This window comes from Parvularcula marina (assembly GCF_003399445.1).
In the GTDB taxonomy this organism is placed as follows: domain Bacteria; phylum Pseudomonadota; class Alphaproteobacteria; order Caulobacterales; family Parvularculaceae; genus Parvularcula; species Parvularcula marina.
In genome coordinates this window covers 1-501 of the sequence record NZ_QUQO01000037.1, presented here as the reverse complement: position 1 = coordinate 501, position 501 = coordinate 1, and the positions used below count along the sequence as shown (strand labels likewise).

Below are 501 nucleotides of genomic sequence, written 5' to 3'. Positions count from 1 at the left end.
AATCAGAGTGGACTTTACGATAACCATACACACCACCTGACTCCAGCCAAAACTGTTTAATCAATCCTGTAAGACGTTGATTGGCTTTAGCTCGTTTAGAGTGAGGCTGTTTGTTCCATGCGTAATATCCGCTTGGATGCACGTCGAACATTTTGCATAGCCAACGAACAGGCCAACTGTCCGAATTCTCTTTGATAAAGGCATACCTCAGTCGGACTGCTTTGCGAAGTATGCCGCGGCTTTTTTCAATAGGTCACGCTCTTCTGTTGTTCGCTTTAACTCTTTCTGTAACCTTCTAATTTCAGCCTGTGCATCGCTTAATTCGTTTTGCTGTTTAGAATCAGGGCCGTATTTTTTAACCCACGCATAAAGACTGTGTGTTGTGACATCTAACCGTTGGCAACGTCAGATATTAAATGACCTCGATCAACTACCTGTTTAACCGCTTCAATTTTGAATTCTTCTGGGTAGCGTTTTCCGCTCATAAACACCTCTATATTT

At 42.5% G+C, this 501-nt stretch carries 1 pseudogene; it reads right to left on the bottom strand.

Going from position 1 to position 501, the window contains the following annotated elements:
* Positions 1-485 (bottom strand): annotated as a pseudogene (locus DX908_RS16125) (transposase); the annotation flags it as partial.
* Positions 486-501 lie beyond the last annotated feature (16 nt).